Source organism: Kocuria sp. KKT182 (genome assembly GCF_055635395.1).
This window is the reverse complement of the sequence record NZ_CM145757.1, coordinates 2,792,255-2,811,642: the sequence shown is the minus strand read 5'-3', so window position 1 is coordinate 2,811,642 and position 19,388 is coordinate 2,792,255. Positions and strand designations below refer to the sequence as shown.

Below are 19,388 nucleotides of genomic sequence, written 5' to 3'. Positions count from 1 at the left end.
GTCACGTCAGCCTCCCTGGACGGCGGTGATGATCTCGATGGACTGGCCCTCCGCCACGGGGGTCCGCCGCCAGCGGCTGCGGGGCACGACCGCGGCGTCCACGGCCACGGCCACGCCGAGGCGCCCGCCGTCCAGCGGGGCGCCGTCGGGGCCCAGGGGGCGGCCGACGGTCTCGGCGACGAGGTCGACGACGGTCGCCTCCGCCGCCACGCGGTGCGGGCGGCCGTTGAGGGTGATGGCGGTCATCGGGTGCTCCTGCTCCGGGGCCCGGGCCCGGCGGCGGCCGGCGCGGGATCCCCTCGACGGGCCTCGACGGGGCGGTCGAAGCGGTGCGGGTCGGTGGCGGCGAGGTGCTCGGCGTCGGCGGCCGGATCGGCTCCGGTCCCGCCGGCCACCAGCTGCGCGGCGAGCCGGGCGGCCAGCGGGGCGAGCAGGACGCCGTGGCGGAAGTAGCCGGTGGAGACCACGAGCCCCGGCACCGGCGATCCGTCCGGGTCGCGGACCCGGCCGAGGTAGGGGATGTCGTCCGGGGTGCCGGGCCGGGCTCGGGCCAGCACCTCGACCAGCTCGAGGTCGGCGACGCCGGGCACGAGCGCCTGGGCGTCGCGCAGCAGCCGGAACACGCCGCCGGCGCTGGGACCGGTCAGGTCGTCCTCGCGGGAGGTCGCCCCGATCACCACGGTCCCGTCGGCGCGGGGCACCAGGTAGACGGGCACCCCGTGCACCAGTCCGCGGACGGTGCGCCCGAGCAGCTCCGGTGCCCCGGCGGGGACGCGGGCGCGCAGGATGTCCCCGTGCACCGGCCGCAGCGGCGGGTGCCAGTCCTCCGGCAGCCCTTCGAGCTCGCCGAGCCCGGCGCCGGGGGCGAGGACCGTCCAGGTCGCGGAGACCATCCCGCCGCCGGCCAGGCGGACGCCGGTCGCCGCGCCCTCGGCGTTGCGGCGCAGCCCCGTGGCGAGGTCGTGGACGAGGCGGGTCGGTCCGCCGTCGCGCGCGGCCGGGAGCCCGGCGGGCTCCGGGAGTTCCGGGGCGACGAGGGCCGCGAGCAGCCCGGCCACGAGGCGGCGCGGGTCCACCTGGTGGTCGTCGGGGATCCGGAACGCCGCGGACAGCCGCGGGCTCAGGGCCGGCTCGAGGGTGCGGGCGGCGCGCAGGGTCAGCGGCTCCACCGTCATGCCGTGGCGCCCCTGCAGCGCGCGGAGATCCGCCAGGGCCTGCCGGTCGGCGGCGTCCACGCCGCAGACGAGGGTCTCGGTGGCCCGGTGGCCCACCGTCCCGCCGGCGGCCTGCTCGACGGCGGCCACGAACCCCGGGTACTCGGCGGCCGAGGCGGTCATGAGGGGGTACAGGGGCTCCTGCTGGTACTGGACCTCGCTCACCGGGGCGAGCATCCCGGCCGCGGCGCGGCTGGCGCCGGAGCCCGGCTCGGGGTCCACCACGACCACCGAGCGGCCGCGGCGGCGCAGCTCCCAGGCGGTGGCCAGGCCGATCACCCCGGCGCCGACGACGGCGACGTCGGCGCGGACGTGCTCGGGCCGGTCGACCAGCGGGTGGGGCGCGGTCGTGGGGGCAGGGTGCGCGGCAGTCACAGGGAACGTCCTTTCCTCCGGCGGCATGACCCGCATCAGGTGTGGCGGTCGGCGCTGGACGCCCTCTCAGCCCCCGGTGGGGCTCCCGCAGAACCGCTGACCTATCATCAGCGTGTGACCCAGCCTACCCGTGACGCCTCCGCCCCCGCCGAGTCCTCCCTGCGAGAGACCCGGACGGCCCGCCTCCTCGCCGCCCGGCTGTACGTGTGCACGGACGCCCGCCGGGACCGGGGCGACCTCGAGGGCTTCCTGCACGCGGTCTGTGCCGGTGGCGCGGACGTCATCCAGCTGCGGGACAAGAGCATCGACGCGGACGAGGAGATCGCCGCGCTGGAGCTGCTGGGCCGGGTCGCCGCCGAGTACGACGCCCTGTTCGCGGTCAACGATCGCGCCGACATCGCCGCGCTCGTGGGCGCCGACGTCTTCCATGTGGGCCAGCACGACCTCAGCCCTGTCCAGGCCCGGCGGCTCCTGGGCCCCGACGTGCTGATCGGGCGCTCCACCCACGACCTCGGACAGGCCACGGCGGCGCTCGAGGACCCGGACGTCGACTACTTCTGCACCGGGCCCGTCTGGGCCACGCCCACCAAGCCGGGGCGCCCGGCCACCGGGCTGGAGTTCGTCCGCGCGGTCGCCGAGCTGACGGAGGCCCGGCTGGACGCGGACCCGGAGGTCCTGCCCGTGCCGTGGTTCGCCATCGGCGGCATCGACGAGCCGCGGCTCCCGCAGGTGCTGGAGGCCGGGGCGCGCGGCGTCGTCGTCGTCCGCGCCGTCACCGAGGCCTCCGATCCCCGCACCGCCGCCGGGCAGCTGCGCGGTCTGCTCCCCGCCTGAGCCCGGGGCGGTCCCCCGCCCGCCTCACCGTCGGCTCCCCGCCGCCGTCCAGCACGTTCTGAGAGCATGGACGCAGGACGACGACGGAGAGGTGGCCCATGGACCCCGAGCTCGACCCCCAGGTGCGGCACGCGGTGGAGCGCCCCGCGGAGACCGCCCGCGGTCCGGAGGACGCGCAGCTGCGCGTCCGGCTGGCCGGTGAGCCCGCCCGCCGCGCCCTCGGAACGCACTGGGAGCAGGGCCTCCCGGAGGACGCCGCCCCGAGCGACGACCGGCTCGCCGCCGCCGTGCTGCTCGCCACCCTCTTCGGCGACACCTTCTGGCTGGAGCGCGCCGCCCGGCTGCCCAGCGACGTGCCGGGGTGCCCGTCCGCGCCGCCGAGCGGGCTGCTGGAGCTGACCCGGGTGCCGGGCGCCCGGGCGGCCCTGGCCGCCGTGCTCGAGCGCCCGCTGCTGACCGGGCTCCTGGAGTGGGGCACCAACCCCCTGCCGGAGCAGCCCCCGCTGGCCGTGGCGCGGGCCGCCCGGGACCTGGGCATCCCCGACGACGGGCGCGTCTACAAGGTGGTGCGCCGCCGCGCCGAGCGCTTCCTGGCGCGGGAGCACGACGGGTCCGAGCCGCTCGAGCAGTTCGTGACCCTGCTGAACGAGGCGGAGCGGGGCCACCGCGAGGACGGGCCCGTGCTCTCGGGCGAGACCCTGCCGCCGGCGGCTCCACCGGCGCCGGGTCCGACCGCGGGGTCCTCCTCCGCAGCCGGCCCGGCCGCCGACGGTGGCATCCGCCCGGCCACGCCCCCGCCCGGCGCCCCTCCGGCGGGCTCGCCCGAGAACCCCCAGTGGGGGGTGAGCCCCGCGAGCCCGGCCCCGCCGCCGCCAGGGCCGCTTCCGGGCCAGTACCCCGGACCCGGGGCACCCGGCCCGGGCGGTCCGGGATACGGCACCCCCGGGTACGGCCCCGGGGACCAGCAGCCCGGAGCACCGGGCGCCAGCACCCATGGCGCCTCCGGGCCGGTGTTCGGGCCCGGCCCCGGCGGGTGGCCGCCGCGCCCGGCCGAACCCGTGGAGGACGACTCCGACAACCTCAAGGCGTGGGGGTTCGTCTTCCTGGGCATCCTGGCGGTGATCGCCGCTCTGATCTTCATCCTCTGAGCCCACCGCACCATCATTTACTTGCACAGGAAAGCTTCTGGGGCTATTCTTGGGGACATATCAACCAGTGCGCCGCCCCTGCCGACGGAGAACCCCGCGATGCCGATCTTTCCCCAGAACCCCGCTCCCCAGAGCCTGACGAAGCGCCCCGCTGAGGACCTGCTGTCCGCGGACACCCGGATGGGCGCGGTGGAGCTGCTGGTCTCCGACCTGGACACGATGGTCGCCTACTACTCGGACGCCGTCACCCTCGACGTGCTCGCCCACGCCGGGGACACCGCGGTCCTGGGCCGGGACGGCCGGACGGTCGTGCGGCTGCGCCAGGTCAAGGAGCTCCCGCCGGCCCGCCGCGGGCAGGCCGGTTTGTTCCACACCGCAGTGGTCTTCGACGACGAGCCGGCCCTGGCCGCAGCGCTCGCGTCCGTGGCGACCGTGGCGCCCCGCTCCTTCACCGGCAGCGCCGACCACCTCTACAGCCAGGCCTTCTACTTCGACGACCCCGAGGGCAACGGGGTGGAGCTCTACACGGACCGTCCCCGCGAGACGTGGCGGCGGGAGCCCACCGGCCTGCTGACGCTGGCCTCCAACCCACTGGACCCGAACGGGTTCCTGCAGGAGCACCTGGCCGAGCAGGGCGGGCGGCCCCCGGCGCCGCCGGCCACCCTGGGACACGTGCACCTGCAGGTGGGTGACATCCCGCTGGGCCGGCAGTTCTACGTGGACGTCCTGGGCTTCGAGGTGATGAGCGACATCGGCTCCGCCCTGTTCATCGCCGCCGGCGGCTACCACCACCACATCGCGCTCAACACCTGGCAGAGCGCCGGGGCCGGCCCGCGTGCGGCGTCGCTGGGGCTCGGCCAGGTCAACATCGACCTGCCGGACGCCGACGACGTCGCGGCCCTGGCGTCCCGGCTCGCGGACCACCGGATCCCCACCCGGCACGACGGCGCCGTGCTGCGCTTCGAGGACCCCTGGAACACCCTGATCCAGGTGGGCGTCGCGGCGTAGCCCCGGCCCGGTGCGGCGTCCGCACCCGCCCGCCGGCGGCACCGCGCTCGACACCGGCGACTGCTCGCCGGCACCCCGGTCCGCCGGTAGGTTGGGCCTCGTGCCCGGGGTGCCCGGGCGCCGAGGGCGCGCGGCGACACGGCGGCCGCCCGGTCCGAGAGCGAGGAGCAGGGCATGGGCGAGCAGGACGACACCACCGGCAAGGACTTCGACGAGGCCGTCAACATGACCGCAAAGCAGCTGTCGACGTGGCTGGACACCGACGAGTCCACCTCGGTGGGCCAGGGCGACGGCGGGGAGTCGGTGGGCCACCGCTCCGGGCGGCGGATCGTGGAGATCCTGCAGAAGCCGAAGGGCGAGCGCACCGAGGCCGACCACGAGCACATGCGCAAGGTGGTCGGCTACGTCCACCGCCACCTGGCCCAGCGCCCCGACGGGGACGTGCGCGAGACCCGGTGGCGCTACTCCCTGATGAACTGGGGCCACGACCCGCTGAAGGACTGAGCCGGAGGGCCCGCCCGGCGCCGCCGGGCGGGCCGGGCAGATATTGCAGTTGTGCAAAACTTGCAGAAGTGCAAAAATTTGGGCATGAATGCCGACCTCCCTCCCACCCTGCGCGCCCGCAAGAAGGCCGAGACCTGGTCCGCGATCCACGAGGCGGCCGCCGCCCTCGCGGTGCAGCACGGGGTCGAGGGCACCACGGTGGAGGCCGTGGCCGCGGCGGCCGGCGTCTCCCCGCGGACCTTCTTCAACTACTTCCCCGCCAAGGAGGACGCGGTCCTGGGCATGCGGGCCCCTTCGCTGGACCCGGAGCTGCTGGATGGCTTCGCCCTCGAGCACGACCTGCTGGGTCAGGTCTCGCGCCTGCTGCTGGCCGTCTCCCGCAGCGCCTACGCGGGACGGGACGCCGAGCGGCGCCGCAGGCTGCTGCAGGACCACCCGAGCCTGGGCCGCCGCCGGCACGAGCTGATGCTCGAGGCCGAGGCCCTGGTGCGCCACACCCTCGCGGAGCTGCTGGCCCGGGACCCCGCGTGGTCGGCCGGGATCGGTGAGCACCGCGTGGACGAGGTCGCCCGGATGCTGGTCCTGCTCGGCGGCGTCCCGCTGCGCTTCGCCATCACCGCCGAGGGCTACTCCCCGGCGCACGGCCTGCCGACCGAGGACCACGAGTCGGCGCTCACCCTCCTCCACCGTCTCCAGGAGAAGCTCGCATGACCCGCGCCCCCGCCCACCGCGCCGCACCGGGCTCCGGCTCCCGGCACCTCGCGCTGCTCTTCGTCGGCCTGATGCTCTCCATGCTGCTGGCCGCGCTGAACCAGACCGTCCTCAGCACAGCGCTGCCCACGATCGTGGGCGAGCTCAACGGGGTCGACGAGATGCTGTGGGTGATCACGGCCTACATCCTGGCCTCGACGATCATGATGCCCGTGTACGGCAAGCTCGGGGACCTGATGGGCCGCAAGCCCCTGCTCCTGGGCGCGATCCTGGTGTTCATGGCCGGCTCCGTGGTCGGCGCGCTCGCCGGCACCATCGAGGTCCTCATCGCGGCCCGCGCGATCCAGGGTCTCGGCGGCGGCGGGCTGATCATCCTCTCCCAGGCCGCCATCGCCGACGTGGTCCCGGCCCGGGAGCGCGGCAAGTACATGGGCGTCATGGGCGGGGTGTTCGCGGTGTCCTCGGTGGCCGGCCCGCTGCTCGGCGGCTTCTTCACCGAGGGGCCCGGCTGGCGCTGGGTCTTCTGGATCAACATCCCGCTCGGGCTGCTCGCGCTGGCCGGGGCCGTCCTGTTCCTCAAGCTGCCCCGGCACAGCGGCCGGCCGCGCCTGGACATCGGCGGCATGGTGCTGCTGGCCGTGACCACGACCTGCCTGGTCCTGTTCGCCACCTGGGGCGGCGGCAAGTACGCCTGGACCGACCCCGTGCTCCTCGGCCTGATCGCCGGGACGCTCGTGACCGCCGCGGCGTTCGTGGCCGTGGAGCGGCGCACCGCCGAGCCCATCATCCCGATGCACCTGTTCCGCGAGCGCAACTTCGTCCTCACCACCCTCGCCGGGCTGCTCACCGGCGTGGCGATGTTCGGGGCCCTCGGCTACCTGCCCACCTACCTGCAGATGGTCTTCGGCGTCGACGCCACCCGGTCCGGGCTGCTGATGGTGCCGATGATGGGCACGATGCTCGTGACCTCGGTGCTCGCCGGTCAGGCCGTGAGCCGGACCGGGCGCTACAAGTGGCTGCCGGTGGCCGGCAGCGTGATCGTGGCCGCGGCCATGGGGCTGCTCGCCACCCTGACCTCCGAGCAGGGGGTGTGGCACGTCTGCCTCTACATCGCAGTCCTCGGCCTGGGTCTCGGCCTGTCCATGCAGGTGCTCGTGCTGATCGTGCAGAACACCTTCCCCCTGCGCCAGGTCGGCACGGCCACCGCGGCGAACAACTTCTTCCGCCAGATCGGCGCCACCCTCGGCTCGGGAGTGGTCGGCAGCGTCTTCGCGAGCCGGCTGGCCGAGCTGATGGCCGAGCGCGTCCCGGCGGCCGCGCTCGAGGGCGGCGCCGGGGGTGCCAACTCGCTCACCCCCGCCGTGGTCGCGTCCCTGCCGCAGGCGCTGCAGGACCCGATCGTGACCTCCTACAACGACGCCCTGACGCCCATCTACCTGTGGATCATGCCCCTGGGCCTGCTGGCGGCCGCCGTGCTGTGCTTCGTCGCCGAGGAGCCGCTGGCCACCACGATCGACCAGGACGTCGAGCCGGAGGCCCTCGCCGAGGGCCGCCTCGTGGTCACCGCCGACGAGCCCGCCGCGCCGCGCGTCGACGACGAGGACCGGGATGCCGACGACGACGCGCGGGACGCCCGCGGCGCGCTGGCCGGGACGCGGAGCGCTCCGTAGGCTGAGGACGGCGCACGGCCGGCGGCCCCGGGGCGCACGCGCACCGGACCGGACGAGCTCCGGAACCGACGAGCAGAGGAGCAGCGGATGAGCCTGAACAAGGGCACCAGGGTCACGTGGAACACCCCGCAGGGCAGGACCGAGGGGAAGATCGTCGAGAAGAAGACCGAGGACTTCGAGCTCGACGGACGCACGTACCGCGCGAGCACGGACGATCCGCACTACATCGTGGAGTCCGACAGCTCCGGGGCCCGCGCGACCCACAAGGCGGACGCCCTCACCGAGGCCTAGCCGGAGACCTGCCCCGCCGCGGGCCCGAGGACGGGCGCGGCGGCAGTCGGGCGGGACGCGGCGTTCAACCGCGGACGCCGGGAGTGCCCCAGACGAACGGGCCGAAGGACGGGCCGGCCGGTTCGAGGTACTCGACGTCGGACGCCGGGACCAGGGCGCCCGGGCTGTACCCGTCAGCCTCGCAGCGCACCAGGACGACCATGCCCAGCTCGACCGGGTCGTAGGGCGCGCACAGCACCATCTCGCCCGCCCGCAGGTTCAGCCCCGCGCGGTCGGTGCGCATCCGGTAGCGCGCCACGTGGGAGACGGTGATGGACGAGATCGGGTCGACCACCGGACCCACGCCGATGCCGGGGAGGACGTCGAGGGGTCCCGTGTCGTCGGGAACAGGGGTCAGTTCGGAAAGGCTCATGGCGGGGATCTCCAGTCGTGCGAGCGCATCGGGAGCTGCAGAAGGTCCCGGTGCCGGGCGGGTGTGCTCGACCACGCTGTCCCTTCCCATGATAGAGAGCCACGTCACACAGGGGAAGAGTCCTTCGCATCGGTCCACGGCCCGCCGGCCGCGGTGCACGAACTTGCAGACTCCGGCGCCCCGGGCGTCGCCGGGCGTCACAGAGTCACAGTTCCCGAGCGCGTGACCCCCTTCTGACCTGGGCGGACAGACGGCACAGCCGAGTGTGACGCACGGAACGCCCCGAGGTCTGCGCCGCGGCCCTGCCGCGCGCCTACATTCACTGACATGAGCTACGAGGGGTCGATGCCGTGATCACGATCAACATGAACAACGCCGCGCTCTGCCGGCTGGAGCAGCAGGACCGGGGGCGGCCCGGCGCGCTGCCGGACCGGCGGTCCACCGCCGCGGGCACCGGCCCGCTGGACGCCCGGAAAACCGTCCGGGAGACCACCCTGCGGCCCGAGGCGGCGCCTCCGATGCCGGAGCACACCAGGGGCTGATGCCCCCGGTCCGGCTCAGTGGCTGCCGACGAGGCCGGACGCCCGCAGGGCGCCGAGGTGGGCCTGGCGGCCGGCGCCGACGATGCCGGCGGCGTTGCGCAGCTGCGCGGGGGCCACGCGGGCGCGCAGCCGCAGGTGCGGCAGGAACTCCTGGTGCCGTTCGCTGATGCCTCCGCCGAGGACGATGAGATCCGGGGAGATCAGGCGCTCGAGGTGGGACAGGTAGCGCTGGAGCCGGTCCGTGTAGGTCGGCCAGTCCAGGGCCTCCTCCATCCGGGCGGAGGCGCCGGCCCAGCCGTCCACGTCCCGGCCGTCCAGCCACACGTGGCCGAACTCGCTGTTGGGGATCAGCTCCCCGTCCAGGAACAGCGCCGAGCCGATCCCGGTGCCCAGGGTGATCACCAGCACCGTCCCGGTCGCGCCCCGGGCGGCGCCGAAGCGCACCTCGGCCAGCCCGGCGGCGTCGGCGTCGTTGAGCACCGCGACCTCGCGCCCCAGTCCGGCGGCGAGCAGCTCCCGTGCGTCCGTGCCGATCCAGGAGTCGTCGAGGTGGGCGGCGGAGCGGGCGATGCCGTGGTCGATGATGGCTGGGACGCCCACACCGACCCCGGCCAGGGGCCCGCCCGGCCCGGGCTCGCGCTCCAGCTTCTCCAGGACCCCGCGCAGGACGGCCACCACCGCGGCCGGGGTGGCCGGCGCGGGCGTGGGCACCCGGCGCACCGGGCCCACGGTGGTGCCGCGGACCGGGTCCACCACCGCGTACTTGATGGTCGTTCCGCCGATGTCCACCCCGAGGCAGCGGGCGTCGTCGTCGCCCCCGGCGGAGACGGGCGGGACGGTCGGGGGCGTCCGGACGGACGGCAGGGCACAGGTCATCTCACGGTCCTGGATCGAGGCGGGGACGGCGCGCCCTCGGGCGGGCGGCGCCTGTTCGACTGTACAACCGGGCGGGGACGGCAATTATTCGCGCCGGCCCCGCCACCCGTCCGGCGCCACCGCCCCGCCCCGGGCGTTCCCTAGAATCGAGGGGTCCCGGTCACTCCGGCGAGCGCCCGCGCCCCGCCCGGCGCCCCGGCGTCCCGCCGCCTTTCGAAGGGCTTCCCCGCATGACCAGTCCCACCACCGCCGCGTGGCCCGTCCCGCCGAAGACCACCAACCGGGTGCTGCTCGCCTGCTGGCTCGCGATCCTGGCCGAGGGGTACGACGTCGGCGTGCTCGGCGCCGTGCTGCCCGCCCTCGCGGAGCACCGGGAGTGGAACCTCACCCCGCTGGAGCTCGGCGGCCTCGGTTCCTACGCCCTCGTCGGCATGCTCATCGGGGCCATGGTCATCGGCACGCTCTCGGACCGGATCGGCCGGCGGAGGATGCTGCTGGTCTCGATGGCCATCTTCACCACCATGCAGCTGGGCGCCGCACTGGCCCCGACCCCGGAGGTCTTCGGGCTCTTCCGGCTGCTCGGCGGCCTGGGCATGGGCGGGATCATCCCGGTGGCCGCGGCCCTGACCATCGAGTACTCGGCGCCGCGGCGCCGGTCCTTCAACTACGGCGTGATGTACTCCGGCTACTCCCTCGGCATCCTGGCCGCGGCGCTCGTGGCGATCGTCCTGCTGCCCACGCTGGGCTGGCGCTGGGTGGTCGGCGTCGGGTTCCTGCCCGTGGTCCTGCTGCCGCTGGTGGCCAGGCTGCTGCCCGAGTCCCTCGAGTACCTCATGGGCAAGGGCCGCCGCGAGGAGGCCGCCCGCCTGGCGGAGCGGCTGCACGTGGCCCCGTTCGTCGAGGGCGACTGGACGCCGGTGCGCTCCGAGGAGGCGAAGGCGCGGTCCGTGGGCTGGAAGCAGTCCTTGGCGGCGATGTTCTCCGGCGGCTACCTGACCGCCACGGTGTTCTTCTGGGTCTCCCTGTTCTGCGGCATGGTCCTGGTCTACGGCCTCAACACGTGGCTGCCCTCGATCATGCGCTCGGCCGGCTACGAGCTCGGCCCGGCCCTGACGTTCCTGGTGGTCTTCAGCCTCGCCTCCGCCGCCGGCGGCATCGCCCTGGGCCGCGCCGCGGACGCCTACGGCAAGAAGCTGATCCTGGTGGTCTTCTACCTGCTGGGCGGGGCGGGGATCCTGCTGCTGATGTTCCCCAACAGCATCGTGGTCAACTACGTGTTCGTGGCCCTGGCCGGCATCGGCTCGATCTCCACCTCGCTGGTGCTCACCGGCTGGGTGGCCGAGTACTACCCCGCCCACTCCCGCGCCACCGCCACCGGATGGGCCCTGTCCTTCGCCCGCATCGGCGCGATCTCGGGCCCGCTCATCGGCGGCTGGATCGGCTCGATGGCCCTGCCGTTCCAGTGGAACTTCATCGTCTTCGCCGCCGTGGCCCTGGTCGCCGCCGGGTCCGTGGCGCTGATCCCGCAGTTCCCGGGCCCGGCCGGTCCGGCCGCGCGGCGCGGGCGGTCGGGGCGCGCCGAGACGGCGCCGGCGGCACCGGGCGCCTGAGCCGAGCGGCCCGCCGCCCGGGCACCCCGGCCCCGGCCCCGGCCGCACCTCACCCGGCCGGGTCGGGTCCGTCCCGGCCGGGTGCCGGGCGGTCGGCCGGCGCCGGCGCCCTCCGGTCCTCGGCAGGCTCGTCCGCGTGCAGGTGGGCGCGCTCGCCGTCGTGGTCGAGCACGGTGAGGATCTCCACCGGCCCGCCCTGCGCCACGATGGCGTGCGGGACCATCGTGGAGAACTGCGCCGCCTGACCGGCCTCGACCACCACGACCCGCTCGCCCAGATACAGACGGGCGGTCCCGGAGAGCACGGTGAACCAGTCCCGGCCCGGGTGCACCGCCAGCCGGTCCGGTGCGGGGGGCGGGCCCGGCAGGATGCGCATCTTGGCCACGGTCATCCCGTGCAGGGCCCGCTCGGAGGACAGCAACCACATGGTCAGCCCCGGCGTGCTGCTGGGCTGCGGGCGGATCACCACGTCCTCGTCCTCGGGGGACTCGACGAGCTGGTCGAGCGAGGTGTCGAGCGCCCGGGCGATGGGCACCAACTGGTCGAGAGCGATCCTGCGGTGCCCGGTCTCGAGCCGGCTCAGCGTGGACGGGCTGAGGTGGCACCGGGCCGCGAGCGCGTCCAGGGACCAGCCGCGCGCCAGCCGGAGACCGCGGATACGGCGGCGAATCACGGCGTCCAGGTCGAGTTCTTGCGTCATGGGCAAGAGTGTATGCCTCAAAAGCATTTTGCGCCTACCGTGGAGGCATGACACCGCACGACTCCCCGCACCCGACGGCGGGGCACCACACCCACCTCGCACAGCACGACGACGACGGACTGGCCGAGCTGCTCGAGCTGGACGCCGAGATCCTGGGCCCGCTGCTGGAGGAGGTCCTCGACTGGGTCGCCCAGCAGGTCCGCAGCGCGCCGGGCACGGTCGCGGACATCGGCGCGGGCACCGGGCCCGGCAGCCGGCTCCTGGCCCGCCGCTTCCCGTCGGCGCAGATCGTCGCGATCGACCGGTCGGCACCGCGGCTCGAACGGCTCCGCGCCACGGCCGGGGCGCCGGGCCTGTCCGACCGGATCCGCACGGTGCAGGCCGATCTGGACACCGCCTGGCCCGAGGTCGGGGCGGTCGACCTCGCCTGGGCGGCCTCCTCGCTGCACGAGCTCGCCGCGCCGGACCGGCTGCTGCGCGAGCTCCATGCCGGGATGCGCCCCGGCGGTCTCCTGGCGGTCGTGGAGATGGACGCGCTGCCGCGGTTCCTGCCCGAGGACATCGGGATCGGCCGCCCGGGCCTGGAGCGCCGCTGCCACGAGGTCCTCTCCCGGGCCCACTGGAACGCCGTGCCCGACTGGGGACCCCGTCTGGAGAAGGCCGGCTTCCGGCCGGCGGGTCGGCGCCGGTTCGGCGTCGAGGCGCTGCCGGCCCCGCCCGGCACGGGGCGCTGGGCGGACCTCTGGCTGCGCCGCGCCCTCCCGGTCCTCGCCGGCCGGTTGGCCGCCGACGACCTGCTCGCCCTCGAGCACCTGCTCACCGAGGACTCCCCCGGCGCGGCCCTGCACCGGGAGGACCTGGTGCTGCGCGCCGGACGCATCGTCTGGGCGGCGCACCGGGCATGAACCACCAGCACGAGAGGACACGGACCATGAACAGCATTTCCGCGTACGACGTCGTCGTCGTCGGAGGCGGCGCGGCCGGCCTGAGCGCCGCCGTCGCCCTGGCGCGCTCCCTGCGCTCGGTGGTCGTGGTGGACGCGGGCGAACCCCGCAACGCCCCGGCCGACGGCGCGCACAACCTCCTCGGCCGGGAGGGGATCCCGCCGCTCGAGCTGCTGGCCGCCGGCCGGCGGGAGGCGGAGCAGTACGGGGCGGAGATCCTCCGGGACCGCGCCGTCACCGCCCGGGCGGAGGAGGAGGGGTTCACGGTCGGTCTCGCCGGCGGCGGCGTGCTGCGCGCGCGGCGGCTGCTGCTCGCCACCGGACTGGTCGACGAGCTGCCCGACGTGCCCGGCGTGGCCGAGCTGTGGGGGCGGAGCGTGCTGCACTGCCCCTACTGCCACGGGTGGGAGGTCCGCGGCCGGCGCATCGGCGTGCTCGGCGCGGGACCCATGAGCATCCACCAGACGCTGCTCTTCCGGCAGCTCAGCGAGGACGTCGCCTTCTTCCCGCACCGGATGCCGGACCCCGGCCCCGAGGCCTGGGAGCAGCTCTCCGCCCTCGGGATCCGGGTGGTCGAGGGGCCCGTGCAGCGGCTGCGCGCCGAGGGGGACGCGCTGCGCGCCGTGGTCCTCGCCGACGGGCAGGAGGTCCCGGTGGACGCCCTGGTCGTGGCGCCCCGGTTCGCGGCCCGGGCCGAGCTGTACGAACAGCTCGGCGGCACCCTGACCGACCACCCCGCGGGGGCGCTCATCGCCACGGGCCCGATGGGCAGCACCGACGTCCCCGGGGTGTGGGCGGCCGGCAACGCCGGCGACCTCTCGGCCATGGTCTCCTCCGCGGCGGGAGCGGGGGTCGGCGCGGCCGCCGCGATCAACGCGGACCTCGTGGCCGAGGAGGCGGCCGCCGCCGTGCGGGCCCGTGCGCAGGGCGCCGCAACCGGGACGCCCCGCCGCGGCTGAGGGTTTCGGGGGCGGTCAGGGCTCCACGGACCCCTGGACGTGCTCGAACACCAGGTTGGTCTGCGTGGCCGCCACCGCCTAGTTGGAGGACAGGTGCTCGAGGACGAACTGGCGGATGTGGTCGGTGTCCCGCGCCGTGACGTGAATCAGGAAGTCGTCCGAGCCCGCCAGGAAGAAGAACTGGGACACCTCGGGCACCGACTTCAGCCCCTCACCGAACGCGGACATCAGGTGCCGGGCGCCGGGCCGCAGGCGCACGCTGATGAGAGCCTCGATGGTGCTCCCGAGCGCCCGGGGGTCCACCTCGACCGTGAACCGGCGGATCACGCCCGAGCGCTGCAGACCCTTCATCCGGGCCAGACAGGTGGACGGCGCCACCCCGAGGGCCTCGCTGAGCGCCTGGTTGGTCGCCCGGGAGTTCTCCCGCAGCAGCGCGAGCAGCCGCCGGTCGAGATCGTCCAGCTCGGGGGCCGGGCGCAGATCCTGCGACGGGCGCCGCGTGTCGTGGCTCACATTGTCCATCATTCCGCCACTTCTCGGTCGATTGCCGAAGGATCGGCGAAAAAGCCCACGGACACGGCCGCAAACCGTAGCTTGATTCCACCCAGTCTACGTTTCCTGCGGAAGAAGGACCCCGATGATCGTCTCCGTCCCCCGTGAAGTGAAGAACAACGAGCACCGCGTGGCCATCACCGCCTCCGGGGTCCACGAACTGGTCGCCCACGGCCACCGCGTTCTCGTGGAGGCCGGCGCCGGCACCGGCTCGGGCATCCCCGACGAGGACTACACCGCCGCCGGGGCCGAGCTCGTGGCCGACGCCGACGAGCTGTGGGCCCGCGCCGACCTGGTGCTGAAGGTCAAGGAGCCCGTGGCCTCCGAGTACCACCGGTTCCGGCGGGGCCTGGTGCTGTTCACCTACCTGCACCTGGCCGCCGAGCCCGAGCTCACCGCGGCGCTGCTGGAGTCCGGGGTGACCGCCATCGCCTACGAGACCGTCCAGACCGCCGACCGGCGGCTGCCCCTGCTGGCCCCCATGAGCGAGGTCGCCGGCCGGCTGTCCGTCCAGGCCGGGGCCGCCGCCCTGACCGCCCCCGCCGGGGGCAAGGGCGTGCTGTTGGGCGGGGTGCCGGGGGTGCGCCCGGCCAAGGTCACCGTGATCGGCGCCGGGGTGGCCGGCACCAACGCCGCGGCGATGGCTGTCGGCCTGGGCGCGGAGGTCACCGTCCTGGACGTGAACGTGGACCGCCTGCGCGAGCTCGACGACCGGTACGCCGGCCGGTTGCGCACGGTCGCCTCGAACAGGTTCGAGATCGAGCGCTCGGTGACCGAGGCGGACCTCGTCGTGGGCTCCGTGCTGATCCCCGGCGCCAAGGCCCCGAAGCTGGTCACCAACGAGATGGTCGCCCGGATGAAGCCGGGCAGCGTCCTGGTGGACATCGCCGTGGACCAGGGCGGGTGCTTCGAGGACAGCCGCCCCACCACCCACCAGGACCCGGTCTTCACGGTGCACGACACCGTCTTCTACTGCGTGGCGAACATGCCCGGCGCGGTGCCGAACACCTCGACCTACGCGCTGACCAACGTCACGCTGCGCTACGCCGTGGCCCTGGCCGACCAGGGTGTCACCGCGGCGCTGGCGGCCGACCCCGCCCTGGCCGCCGGGCTCAACACGATGGCCGGGCACGTGACGCACCGCTCGGTCGGCGAGGCCCACGGCCTGGAGGTCGTCGACCGGTCGGAGCTGCTGCCCGCCGCCTGAGCCGCACGCCCGCGCCGGGAGCGTGGGCCCGCAGGTCCTAGCATGGGCAGAGCGCAGCAGATCAGCATCCCGGCACGAGGAGCCCCATGCACCGCATCCCCGACGAGGTCGACACCCCGGACGTCCTGATCGACCGGGACGTGCTCGAGCGCAACATCGCGCGGATGGCCGCGGCCGTGCGCGAGCGGGGCCTGCTGCTGCGCCCGCACGCCAAGACGCACAAGGTCCCGGAGATCGCGGCGCTGCAGCTCGCCGCCGGCGCGGCCGGGCTGACCGTGGCCACGCTCGGGGAGGCCGAGGTCTTCGCCGTGCACGGGGCAGAGGACCTCTTCGTCGCGTACCCGCTGTGGGTCGGCCCGCGCCAGGCGGAGCGCCTGCGCCGGCTGAGCGCCGCGGCCCGGATCAGCGTGGGGGTGGACTCCGCCGAGGCCGCCGCCGTCATGGGCGAGCAGCTGGGGGACGCGGCGGGGGACGTGGCCGTGGTCGTGGAGATCGACAGCGGCCACCACCGCAGCGGGGTCCGCCCGGAGGACGCCGCGGACGTCGCCCGGGCGGCGGCCCGGGCGGGGCTGCGCGTGGAGGGCGTCTTCACCTTCCCGGGCCACAGCTACGCCCCGGGCATGCCGGTCGAGGCGGCCGCGCAGGAGCAGCAGGCCCTGGACCGGGCGGCCGGGCAGCTGGCGGCCGCGGGCTTCGAGGTGCGGCGCCGCAGCGGCGGCTCCACGCCCAGCGCGCTGCTGACCGACAGCGCCACGGCCACGGAGGTGCGGCCGGGGGTCTACGTCTTCGGCGACGCCCAGCAGCTGGAGCTCGGCCGGTGCGCCCTCGAGGACATCGCCCTCACCGTGGCTGCGACCGTGGTCAGCCGGCACGAGGGCGGCAACGGGGTGCCGCGGCGGACCGTCCTGGACGCCGGCAGCAAGGTCCTCGGCAGCGACCGGCCCGCCTGGGCCACCGGCTGCGGGCGGCTGATGGACCACCCGGACGCCCGGATCACGGCCCTGTCCGAGCACCACGCCACCGTCGTCTGGCCCGAGGACGCCCCGCTGCCCGCCCTCGGCGAGCGCCTGCGCGTCATCCCCAACCACGTGTGCCTGACCATGAACCTCGTCGACGACGTGGCCGTGGTGCGCGAGGGCGCCCTGCTGGAGCGCTGGACCGTGGCCGCGCGGGGCCGCAACTCCTGACCCCGCAGCCCGCCGGGCGCCCGCCGAACGATCCCGGGCACGGCGGATCGGCGCGAGGCTGCGGCGGAGCCGGCCCGGCGGCTCAGCGCGGGGGCGGCGGCGGAGCGGGCGCGCCCTTCGGCGGCGCGATCTTGGGGAACGAGCGGGCGGCCCCCGGGGTCGCCGCGTCCTCGGTCTCCGGGGCGCCCGCGGTCCCGGGCCAGGCGCGGCCGGCGGCCGGATCCCAGTGGGTGTCGACCACCTTGCGCTGCACCACGATCGCCAGCACCAGCACCCCGAGCCCGATCAGGGAGATGACCACGATGCCGCCGACGGACCCGATCTTGGCGGCGGAGCCCACGGCGATCCCGAACCAGCCGAAGTCGGCGTCGCCGAAGGTGGTGTTCTCCTCCCCGAAGGCGCCCAGGACGGAGAGCAGGAACGCGGGCAGGAACGTGATGATCAGGCCGTTGACGAAGCCGCCGGCGAGGGCCCCGCGACGCCCTCCGGTCGCGTTGCCGTAGACGCCGGCCGCGCCGCCGGTGAAGAAGTGGGGCACCAGCCCCGGCAGGATCAGGGCGAGGCCGATGGCGGGGTTGAGCCAGACGGAGAGGACGAGCAGCCCGATCAGGCCTCCCACGAAGCTGGAGATGAAGCCCAGCAGCACGGCGTTCTGCGCGTAGGGGAAGACGATCGGGGCGTCGAGGGCCGGGATGGCGCCGGGGACGACCTTGGCGGCGATGCCCTGGAAGGCCGGGACGAGCTCGCCCAGGATGGTGCGCACGCCGAAGAGGATGACCGCCACGGCCACGCCGAACTGCAGGCCCTGGGTGATCGACATCATGATGTAGTTGCCGACCCCGGTGGCGCCGCCCTCGAACGCGGTGAAGGCCTCCTCGGTCCCGGCCCGGGCGAGGAAGAGCACGGCGAGGACCACGTACATCAGGGCCATGGACAGGGCGGTGGCCACCATGGAGTCGCGGAGGAAGCGCAGTCCCTCCGGCAGCTTCGTGTCCTCGGTGGACCGGCTCTTCTTCCCCACGACCTGGCCCACGGCGCCGGCGGCGATGTAGCCGGCGGTGCCGAAGTGCCCGATGGCGACGCTGTCGTCGCCGGTGATCCTGCGGGTCCACGGGTGGGCGAGCGCCGGGAGGGAGACCATGAGGATGCCGAGGAGCACGGCGCCCAGCACCACGGTCACCCAGCTGCCGTACCCGGCGGTGGCGAGGATGATGGTCAGCATCGTGGCCATGAACAGCACGTGGTGGCCGGTGAGGAAGACGTAGCGCAGCGGGGTGAAGCGGGCGAGCAGCAGGCTCACGGCGAAGCCGAGGATCATCAGCCACGCGACCTGGGCCCCGTACTCGGCCTGGGCGATCCCGGCGATGGCCTCGTTGGTGGGGATCACGCCCTGAGCGCCGGTGGCGCCCAGGATCATGGCGCCCAGGGGTTCCAGGGAGGCGACGACGAGGGTGGCCCCGGCGCCGATCAGCAGGAAGCCGAGGGTCGCCTTGATGGCGCCGCCGATGATCTGGCCGGTGCTCTTGCGCAGGGCGGCCAGGCCCACGGCGGTGATGATGCCGATGAGGAACGCCGGGACGGCGAGGATCTCGCTGACCAGGAACTCGGGGATGCTGACGAGCCAGTTCACGGGAACACCTGCTTCTAGACGTCGTAGAGCTCACGCAGGGCGGCGTCGAGCTCGGTGGTGCTGGTGAAGTTCTCGATCACCTTCACGGGGACGCCGACGTCCCCGAGGGTGCGGGCGATCTCCCCGGAGGTGAGGATCAGGTCGGCCTCCTTGGCCTTGCCGCGGGCCGAGATGGTGTCGGTCGCCTCGACCGTGAGGTACTTGCCCCACCCCCAGTGGTCGAGCACCTGCTCCAGGGTGTTCTTGAGGAACAGGCTGGTGCCGAGACCGTTGCCGCAGACGGTGAGGATCTTGTTGCGACTGTCCGGGCCCGCCTCCGCCGCTGTCGTCGCCGCCGGCTCCGCGGCCGGCGCCTCGTCCGTCGTCGACGGTCTCCCGGACGGCGCCGGGGCCTCCTCCGTCAGCACGGCGAGCACCTCCTCCGGGGTCCTCGCCTCGTCCAGGGCGGTCCGGGTCCTCGGCGAGCCCAGCAGCGTGGCCAGCGTCCGCATGGCCTGGAGGTGCTCCTTCTGGTCCTTCGCGGAGAGGGCGACGACGAGGGTCACGGGGTCGTTCGCCGCGTGCCCGAACTCCACCGGCCGGGCCAGCCGGACCCAGGACATCGCGGTGCGGTGGACCGCCTCCGAGGGCCGGGCGTGGGCGAAGGCGAAGCCCGGCGCCACCACGATGTACGGGCCGTTCTCCTCGACGCTGGTGATCATGGCCTGCGTGTACTCGGCACTGATGGCGCCCTGGCGCTCGAGGAGCCCACCGGCCAGCGCGATGGCGGCCCGCCAGTCCTCCGCCGGTTCGTCCAGGCAGATCGATCCGAGGTCCAGCAGCCGGCTGAGGTGAGACATACCTGACATGGTATCCCATTCCCGTCCATTTATGTGATCCACATCACATTCATTTTGGCCGATGCATGCGGGAACAGGGGAACCCGTCCCGAGGCCGGGGCCGGATCTGGCAGGCTGACAGGAGCACCTGCCCCGCCGGCAGGAGATCACTGCACCAGATCACCGCACTGTCGGG

At 74.5% G+C, this 19,388-nt stretch carries 21 protein-coding genes and 1 riboswitch; of the genes, 13 read left to right on the top strand and 8 right to left on the bottom strand.

All coding sequences use genetic code 11. From position 1 onward, the window contains the following. Positions 1-6: 6 nt before the first annotated feature. Positions 7-246, bottom strand: coding sequence for a sulfur carrier protein ThiS (thiS, locus tag ACZ2G1_RS13200; protein ID WP_017831913.1), 240 nt, complete (start codon positions 244-246; stop codon positions 7-9). Next, positions 243-1,589: an FAD-dependent oxidoreductase gene (locus ACZ2G1_RS13195; protein WP_470376959.1), complete on the bottom strand. Its 1,347-nt coding sequence runs from the start codon at positions 1,587-1,589 to the stop codon at positions 243-245. The genes thiS and ACZ2G1_RS13195 overlap by 4 nt, the downstream gene beginning before the upstream one ends. After that, positions 1,585-1,688: riboswitch (TPP riboswitch) on the bottom strand. It overlaps the preceding gene by 5 nt. Before the next feature lie 15 nt (positions 1,689-1,703). Between ACZ2G1_RS13195 and thiE the strand changes: the two genes are divergently transcribed. The 7 genes from thiE to ACZ2G1_RS13160 all read left to right on the top strand — a co-directional run bounded on the left by thiE (position 1,704) and on the right by ACZ2G1_RS13160 (position 7,755). Then, positions 1,704-2,423, top strand: coding sequence for a thiamine phosphate synthase (gene thiE, locus ACZ2G1_RS13190; protein ID WP_408669331.1), 720 nt, complete (start codon positions 1,704-1,706; stop codon positions 2,421-2,423). Positions 2,424-2,521: 98 nt separating this feature from the next. Continuing rightward, entirely contained in the window at positions 2,522-3,571 is a 1,050-nt protein-coding gene (locus tag ACZ2G1_RS13185) for a hypothetical protein (protein WP_035929501.1), read from the top strand. A gap of 99 nt (positions 3,572-3,670) precedes the next feature. After that, the gene (locus ACZ2G1_RS13180) at positions 3,671-4,579 is read left to right on the top strand and encodes a VOC family protein (protein WP_095650719.1); all 909 of its coding nucleotides are present in this window, start codon (positions 3,671-3,673) and stop codon (positions 4,577-4,579) included. Positions 4,580-4,753: 174 nt separating this feature from the next. After that, on the top strand, positions 4,754-5,083 hold the full coding sequence (locus ACZ2G1_RS13175; protein WP_035929510.1) for a DUF3140 domain-containing protein: 330 nt from the start codon (positions 4,754-4,756) through the stop codon (positions 5,081-5,083). Between the two features lie 84 nt (positions 5,084-5,167). Then, complete coding sequence (locus ACZ2G1_RS13170; protein WP_052133089.1) at positions 5,168-5,794, top strand: TetR family transcriptional regulator; 627 nt, start codon at positions 5,168-5,170, stop codon at positions 5,792-5,794. Then, positions 5,791-7,464: an MDR family MFS transporter gene (locus ACZ2G1_RS13165; protein ID WP_470376958.1), complete on the top strand. Its 1,674-nt coding sequence runs from the start codon at positions 5,791-5,793 to the stop codon at positions 7,462-7,464. Before ACZ2G1_RS13170 ends, ACZ2G1_RS13165 begins: the two co-directional genes overlap by 4 nt. 87 nt (positions 7,465-7,551) lie before the next feature. Next, on the top strand, positions 7,552-7,755 hold the full coding sequence (locus ACZ2G1_RS13160) for a hypervirulence associated TUDOR domain-containing protein (RefSeq protein ID WP_095650716.1): 204 nt from the start codon (positions 7,552-7,554) through the stop codon (positions 7,753-7,755). A gap of 64 nt (positions 7,756-7,819) precedes the next feature. On the opposite strand, the gene ACZ2G1_RS13155 is transcribed toward ACZ2G1_RS13160, so the two are convergent. Beyond that, positions 7,820-8,167: a hypothetical protein gene (locus ACZ2G1_RS13155; RefSeq protein WP_017831906.1), complete on the bottom strand. Its 348-nt coding sequence runs from the start codon at positions 8,165-8,167 to the stop codon at positions 7,820-7,822. A gap of 350 nt (positions 8,168-8,517) precedes the next feature. Between ACZ2G1_RS13155 and ACZ2G1_RS13150 the strand changes: the two genes are divergently transcribed. Continuing rightward, on the top strand, positions 8,518-8,709 hold the full coding sequence (locus tag ACZ2G1_RS13150; RefSeq protein ID WP_035930325.1) for a hypothetical protein: 192 nt from the start codon (positions 8,518-8,520) through the stop codon (positions 8,707-8,709). A gap of 15 nt (positions 8,710-8,724) precedes the next feature. Here the strand turns inward: ACZ2G1_RS13150 and ppgK are convergent, their stop codons facing one another. Beyond that, on the bottom strand, positions 8,725-9,585 hold the full coding sequence (gene ppgK, locus ACZ2G1_RS13145; RefSeq protein ID WP_035930328.1) for a polyphosphate--glucose phosphotransferase: 861 nt from the start codon (positions 9,583-9,585) through the stop codon (positions 8,725-8,727). Between the two features lie 230 nt (positions 9,586-9,815). Between ppgK and ACZ2G1_RS13140 the strand changes: the two genes are divergently transcribed. Continuing rightward, positions 9,816-11,195: an MFS transporter gene (locus ACZ2G1_RS13140; protein ID WP_035930331.1), complete on the top strand. Its 1,380-nt coding sequence runs from the start codon at positions 9,816-9,818 to the stop codon at positions 11,193-11,195. A gap of 49 nt (positions 11,196-11,244) precedes the next feature. Here the strand turns inward: ACZ2G1_RS13140 and ACZ2G1_RS13135 are convergent, their stop codons facing one another. Then, a complete protein-coding gene (locus tag ACZ2G1_RS13135) occupies positions 11,245-11,895 on the bottom strand; it encodes a helix-turn-helix domain-containing protein (protein WP_470376957.1) in 651 nt (216 codons plus the stop codon). A gap of 47 nt (positions 11,896-11,942) precedes the next feature. Between ACZ2G1_RS13135 and ACZ2G1_RS13130 the strand changes: the two genes are divergently transcribed. Further along, a complete protein-coding gene (locus ACZ2G1_RS13130; RefSeq protein WP_470376956.1) occupies positions 11,943-12,800 on the top strand; it encodes a class I SAM-dependent methyltransferase in 858 nt (285 codons plus the stop codon). A 26-nt stretch (positions 12,801-12,826) separates the two neighbouring features. Continuing rightward, entirely contained in the window at positions 12,827-13,798 is a 972-nt protein-coding gene (locus ACZ2G1_RS13125) for an NAD(P)/FAD-dependent oxidoreductase (protein WP_136341761.1), read from the top strand. A 78-nt stretch (positions 13,799-13,876) separates the two neighbouring features. Here the strand turns inward: ACZ2G1_RS13125 and ACZ2G1_RS13120 are convergent, their stop codons facing one another. Then, a complete protein-coding gene (locus ACZ2G1_RS13120) occupies positions 13,877-14,320 on the bottom strand; it encodes an Lrp/AsnC family transcriptional regulator (RefSeq protein ID WP_470377731.1) in 444 nt (147 codons plus the stop codon). A gap of 115 nt (positions 14,321-14,435) precedes the next feature. Here ACZ2G1_RS13120 and ald point away from each other — a divergent pair, with 115 nt between their 5' ends. Further along, positions 14,436-15,557 carry an alanine dehydrogenase gene (gene ald / locus ACZ2G1_RS13115; protein WP_095650705.1) on the top strand — a complete coding sequence of 374 codons (1,122 nt, stop codon included), beginning with the start codon at positions 14,436-14,438 and terminating at the stop codon, positions 15,555-15,557. Between the two features lie 86 nt (positions 15,558-15,643). After that, complete coding sequence (locus ACZ2G1_RS13110; protein ID WP_470376955.1) at positions 15,644-16,744, top strand: alanine racemase; 1,101 nt, start codon at positions 15,644-15,646, stop codon at positions 16,742-16,744. 82 nt (positions 16,745-16,826) lie between these two features. Here the strand turns inward: ACZ2G1_RS13110 and ACZ2G1_RS13105 are convergent, their stop codons facing one another. Together ACZ2G1_RS13105 and ACZ2G1_RS13100 are read right to left on the bottom strand one after the other, a co-directional pair. Continuing rightward, the gene (locus ACZ2G1_RS13105; RefSeq protein ID WP_229588682.1) at positions 16,827-18,374 is read right to left on the bottom strand and encodes a PTS ascorbate transporter subunit IIC; all 1,548 of its coding nucleotides are present in this window, start codon (positions 18,372-18,374) and stop codon (positions 16,827-16,829) included. 14 nt (positions 18,375-18,388) lie between these two features. After that, complete coding sequence (locus ACZ2G1_RS13100) at positions 18,389-19,213, bottom strand: PTS sugar transporter subunit IIAB (RefSeq protein ID WP_017831893.1); 825 nt, start codon at positions 19,211-19,213, stop codon at positions 18,389-18,391. Positions 19,214-19,388: the final 175 nt, after the last annotated feature.

What these genes read in the sequence shown, in the direction of transcription:
- ACZ2G1_RS13120 (WP_470377731.1), bottom strand. Translation starts at nt 14,320, where the DNA reads ATGGACAATGTGAGCCACGACACGCGGCGCCCGTCGCAGGATCTGCGC.
- ACZ2G1_RS13175 (WP_035929510.1), top strand. Translation starts at nt 4,754, where the DNA reads ATGGGCGAGCAGGACGACACCACCGGCAAGGACTTCGACGAGGCCGTC.
- ACZ2G1_RS13130 (WP_470376956.1), top strand. Translation starts at nt 11,943, where the DNA reads ATGACACCGCACGACTCCCCGCACCCGACGGCGGGGCACCACACCCAC.
- thiS (WP_017831913.1), bottom strand. Translation starts at nt 246, where the DNA reads ATGACCGCCATCACCCTCAACGGCCGCCCGCACCGCGTGGCGGCGGAG.
- ppgK (WP_035930328.1), bottom strand. Translation starts at nt 9,585, where the DNA reads ATGACCTGTGCCCTGCCGTCCGTCCGGACGCCCCCGACCGTCCCGCCC.
- ACZ2G1_RS13155 (WP_017831906.1), bottom strand. Translation starts at nt 8,167, where the DNA reads ATGAGCCTTTCCGAACTGACCCCTGTTCCCGACGACACGGGACCCCTC.
- ACZ2G1_RS13140 (WP_035930331.1), top strand. Translation starts at nt 9,816, where the DNA reads ATGACCAGTCCCACCACCGCCGCGTGGCCCGTCCCGCCGAAGACCACC.
- ACZ2G1_RS13110 (WP_470376955.1), top strand. Translation starts at nt 15,644, where the DNA reads ATGCACCGCATCCCCGACGAGGTCGACACCCCGGACGTCCTGATCGAC.
- ACZ2G1_RS13160 (WP_095650716.1), top strand. Translation starts at nt 7,552, where the DNA reads ATGAGCCTGAACAAGGGCACCAGGGTCACGTGGAACACCCCGCAGGGC.
- ACZ2G1_RS13165 (WP_470376958.1), top strand. Translation starts at nt 5,791, where the DNA reads ATGACCCGCGCCCCCGCCCACCGCGCCGCACCGGGCTCCGGCTCCCGG.
- ACZ2G1_RS13125 (WP_136341761.1), top strand. Translation starts at nt 12,827, where the DNA reads ATGAACAGCATTTCCGCGTACGACGTCGTCGTCGTCGGAGGCGGCGCG.
- ACZ2G1_RS13185 (WP_035929501.1), top strand. Translation starts at nt 2,522, where the DNA reads ATGGACCCCGAGCTCGACCCCCAGGTGCGGCACGCGGTGGAGCGCCCC.
- ACZ2G1_RS13170 (WP_052133089.1), top strand. Translation starts at nt 5,168, where the DNA reads ATGAATGCCGACCTCCCTCCCACCCTGCGCGCCCGCAAGAAGGCCGAG.
- ACZ2G1_RS13135 (WP_470376957.1), bottom strand. Translation starts at nt 11,895, where the DNA reads ATGACGCAAGAACTCGACCTGGACGCCGTGATTCGCCGCCGTATCCGC.
- ACZ2G1_RS13100 (WP_017831893.1), bottom strand. Translation starts at nt 19,213, where the DNA reads ATGTCTCACCTCAGCCGGCTGCTGGACCTCGGATCGATCTGCCTGGAC.
- ACZ2G1_RS13180 (WP_095650719.1), top strand. Translation starts at nt 3,671, where the DNA reads ATGCCGATCTTTCCCCAGAACCCCGCTCCCCAGAGCCTGACGAAGCGC.
- ald (WP_095650705.1), top strand. Translation starts at nt 14,436, where the DNA reads ATGATCGTCTCCGTCCCCCGTGAAGTGAAGAACAACGAGCACCGCGTG.